Raw genomic sequence first — 3,664 nt, 5'->3', positions numbered from 1 at the left:
GGCGCGATTGCCCAGGCTAGCGCGAATCACCCGGCGCATCTCCTCAACCAGTGCCGCCTTGTCCTTGACCTTCTTATTCTTCTCGAAGATCAGCTCAAGGATGTAATCCAGGTTGATTTCCTGGGACTTGAGCAGGTCCACCTCGAACACCACATCGTCCCAGTCGATAGTGGACTCGCTTGCTTCGTTACCCGCTTTCTCGCGCCTCAGCCAATCGCGGATGTCATTGTAGGTGGAGCGATAGTCCTGCACCTTGCGCTCGGCAGGCAGGCGGATGGTCTGCAGCTCGGCTAGCTTCTCGTCATCCAGGTGGTGTTCGAGCTTAAATGCTTCCACGGCCATCGTGTCGCTGATATCGACCGTTTGCAGCGCCTTCAGCGCCGCAAACTCGTCGTAGTTCTGCAGCACGTTTTCCACACGTAGGTACTCGCCGAACAACTTGGCGAAGGCTTTCTTCTCCGATTCCTTGATTATGTTGGCCGGGTCGGGAAAACGTTGCTCCAGCTCCGTCACCACATCCATGAACCCACGCCGCGCCTCGCCGGTCAGCGTGTCGGTGAAGCCCTCCATGTACTCCTTATAACTTTTTTCCAGCACTACATTGCGCGTGTTCTTGTCGCCAAACAGCTTGATGGCGTCGACCGTAGCCTGCTCCAGATCGCGGAAGGTGACGATATTGCCGAAAGTCTTGGTGGCATCGACGATGCGGTTGGTGCGTGAATAGGCTTGGATCAGGCCGTGATAGCGCAGGTTTTTGTCGACGAACAGTGTGTTGAGGGTTGGCGCATCGAAGCCGGTCAGGAACATGCCGACCACGATCAGTAGGTCGATTTCCTGATCCTTCACACGCTTGGCCAGGTCGCGGTAGTAGTTCTGGAAGCCCTTGCTGTCCACGCCGAAACTGCTTTTGAACAGCGCGTTGTAGTCAGCAATCGCCGAGCTCAGGAACTCTTTAGCGGTGCTGTCCATCGCCGACACTTCGAAGCTCTCATCGACGATGTCGCCAATGGCGTCTTGTTCTTCATTGGGGGCGAAGGAGAAAATGGTGGCAATGCGCAGCGGCTTGTCGCTGCCTTCCTGCAGCTTCTGCAGCGTCTCGTAGTACGCCTTGGCAGCATCGACGCTGCTCACCGCGAACATGGCATTGAAGCCCTTGTTTGCTCCCTGTAAACGATGGGTCTTTTGGCGAAAATGCGTGAGCAGGTACTGCGAGATTTCTCGGATGCGCGTGGGGTGGAGCAAAGCCTGGCGGTTCCCCGCGGCGCCGAGCTTCTTCTCGTCCTGCTCGGTTTCCAGAGCCTTGAACTGTGGACGGACATCGTTGTAGTCCACCTTGAACTTGAGCACCTTCTCATCACGGATGGCATCGGTGATTACATAGGAATGCAGCTCGCGGCCAAACACGCTGGCGGTTGTGTCGGCGCCCAGCGCATTTTTTGGGAAGATCGGCGTGCCGGTGAAACCGAACTGATAGAAGCGCTTGAACTTCTTCTTAAGATTCTTCTGCGCCTCGCCAAACTGGCTGCGGTGGCACTCGTCGAAGATGAACACCACCTGCTGGTGGAACACCGGCAGGTCGCCTTCGCTCTTCATCAGATTGTTGAGCTTCTGGATGGTGGTGACGATGATCTTGTTGTCGTCCTTATCCAGGTTTCGTTTGAGGCCCGCCGTGCTCTCCGAGCCATTGACGCTGTCGGGTGAAAAACGCTGGTACTCCTTCATGGTCTGGTAATCCAGATCCTTGCGATCCACCACGAAGAACACCTTGTCGATGAACTCCAGGTCGGTGGCCAGGCGCGCGGCCTTGAAGCTGGTTAGCGTCTTGCCCGAGCCGGTAGTGTGCCAGATATAACCGCCGCTCTCGGTGCTGCTCCAGCGCTTGGCCTGCCAGGCACTGCGGATCTTCCATAGGATGCGCTCGGTGGCGGCAATCTGGTAAGGGCGCATCACCAGCAGGGTGTTGCTGACGTCGAACACCGAATAGGTGAGCAGTACATCGAGTAGGGTGCGCTTTTGGAAGAAGGTCGCGGTGAAGTCCTTCAAATCCTTGATCGGGCTGTTGTCGGCCTGCGCCCAGTTCATGGTGAAGTCGAAACTGTGCTTGTTGCGCTGCGTGGTGTTGGCGAAGTAGCGCGTATCGGTGCCATTGGAGATCACAAAAAGCTGCAGATACCTGAACAGCGAATGCTCGGTGTTGAAGCTCTCCTTGCTGTAGCGGTGCACCTGATTGAAAGCTTCGCGGATCGCCACGCCACGCTTCTTCAGCTCCACCTGCACCAGTGGCAGGCCGTTAACCAGAATCGTCACGTCATAGCGGTTGGCCTGACTGCCCGCCTGCTCGAACTGCTTGATGACCTGCACCTTGTTGCGGGCCAGGTTCTTCTTGTCTATCAAATAGATATTCTGGATGCGCCCGTCATCGAACACGAAGTCGTGCACATGATCGTCATGAACCTTACGTGTCTTGTCGACGATGCTGTCGCTAGGCTTGTCCAGCCAGCTTTCCACGAAGCGCGCCCACTCACCGTCGGAAAAATCGACGCTGTTCAGCGCCTGCAACTGCGTGCGCACATTGGCCAGCAGCGCCGGTATCGTCTTCAGCCCGGTGGGGTGCTCATAGCCCTGATTGACCAGATCTTGGACGAACTCGCGCTCCAGATCGCCTTCACTCTGGTAGCTTTCGGCAACATTCCACTCCCTGGCGTAACTGTCGAGCACGATAAAGGTGCTGGACTCGGCGATGGTCTTGTAGTCAGTCATAGCTTGGGGGCTCCCCATGTCCCTGTGCGAGTTCGCTTTCAATTTCCTTCACCGTCGGCAATTGCAACTGCACGGCCAGTGGAATGTCCTTGGTGATAGATAAGCTGACGCCCATGGGTTTATCACGCAACGCGCATATCACATTCCGTTTGTCCTTGTCTTTGCACAGGAGCAGGCCAATGGTCGGCTGATCGTGCACTGCACGCGACTGGTCGTCCACGGCAGACAGGTAGAAATTGAGCTTGCCGATGTACTCCGGCTTGAACGCACCGGCCTTCTGCGAGCTTTGAATGTGCCGCTTGATGTTAGCCAGCGCCTGTCGGTAATCGCTGGTACGGGTGATTTCGCTCATGCGTTGTTCCTATCCAACGTCACGACAACAGATCTCGTCATGCGATCAGGCGCCCGGCGCCTCTTCCTGTTGCCAATAGCCGTAGTTGGCCACCAAATGGTCCAGAAGCAACTTGACTGTCTGCTTCTCCTGCGGTGTTGGCTCAGTGACGCTCTCATTGGACAGCGTGCTGTGGCTGGTGAACTGCATAATGCGGTTCAGGTAAGCCTGCTTGTCGTCAGGCAAAAGCGTCGACCATTGCGGATAACCCAGAAAACTGGCGGTTTTTTCGTAGAGGTTGCGCAGCAGGGTGAAGTGATAGCGCTGTACCTGGCCAGCGGCAATCGCCTGTTCAAGGGTCTGCCGCAAGTGGAGATGGTAAGAAAAACTCTTGTTGGAATCGCCGTACTTGACGCACAGATCAAAGCTGCCGTCATCGAGACGGCCCAGTAGATAGCAACCCTCTTTCTTGCCACCCTTGTTGAGGCCAAGCTCATTGTGTAGCACGTTGTAGAAAAGCGGGCTGTGGGTGGTGATGACGAACTTCAGGTCAGCAGGACTGGCCTTGATCAG

Annotated in this window: 2 protein-coding genes and 1 pseudogene; all 3 read right to left on the bottom strand. The window is 56.1% G+C overall.

Translation table 11 applies throughout. The features are described 5' to 3' along the window. Window positions 1–2,760, bottom strand: a 2,760-nt coding sequence (locus OC610_RS23125; RefSeq protein ID WP_264431122.1) for an HsdR family type I site-specific deoxyribonuclease, incomplete at its 3' end; no start/stop codon positions are given. Further along, window positions 2,753–3,112 carry a DUF1016 domain-containing protein gene (locus OC610_RS23120; protein WP_264431120.1) on the bottom strand — a complete coding sequence of 120 codons (360 nt, stop codon included), beginning with the start codon at window positions 3,110–3,112 and terminating at the stop codon, window positions 2,753–2,755. The genes OC610_RS23120 and OC610_RS23125, both read right to left, overlap by 8 nt. A 45-nt stretch (window positions 3,113–3,157) precedes the next feature. Next, window positions 3,158–3,664: pseudogene (locus OC610_RS23115) on the bottom strand (anticodon nuclease); the annotation flags it as partial.

The organism is Pseudomonas agronomica (assembly GCF_025917275.1).
Classification (GTDB): domain Bacteria; phylum Pseudomonadota; class Gammaproteobacteria; order Pseudomonadales; family Pseudomonadaceae; genus Aquipseudomonas; species Aquipseudomonas agronomica.
Note: the sequence above shows the minus strand (reverse complement) of the source record. Positions and strands in the feature narration are given on the sequence as shown.

Coding starts and splice junctions, on each gene's coding strand:
- OC610_RS23120 (WP_264431120.1), bottom strand. CDS start 3,112: ATGAGCGAAATCACCCGTACCAGCGATTACCGACAGGCGCTGGCTAAC.